Origin of the sequence: Massilia genomosp. 1 (assembly GCF_011682185.1) — a bacterium.
GTDB lineage: Bacteria > Pseudomonadota > Gammaproteobacteria > Burkholderiales > Burkholderiaceae_D > Telluria_A > Telluria_A rubra.
On record NZ_WHJF01000485.1, the window covers coordinates 1 to 318 of the forward strand.

Sequence of the window (318 nt, forward strand, 5' to 3'; positions counted from 1 at the left end):
GCCAAGATGCGCCTCGAAAGCGTCGCGCAGGCAGCCTGGGCGCAAGGGATCAGCGCCACCGTCTTCAACTGCCCGGAAATCCGCACCAACTCGTCCGACATTTTTGCCGGTGTCGAACTGTCGCTGTTCCCGCTTCTGAGCGCGCTGAAACGCGAAGGCGGCGCCGCCTGGGCCGAGCAGCAATGGGCCGCCTGCCAGGAACTGCTGAACGATGGCGTCTCCGTGCAAAGCCTGATCGACCAGATCGAGGCCTACAACAACGACCCGGTCAGCGCCAGCTTCCGCAACTTCGACGCCTGGCCGATGGACAACACGCTG

At 64.2% G+C, this 318-nt stretch carries 1 protein-coding gene; it reads left to right on the forward strand.

Annotated features, from left to right (window positions below):
* A partial coding sequence (locus tag F1735_RS34615) for an enoyl ACP reductase FabMG family protein (RefSeq protein WP_445081583.1) occupies window positions 1–318 on the forward strand: 318 nt, incomplete at both ends.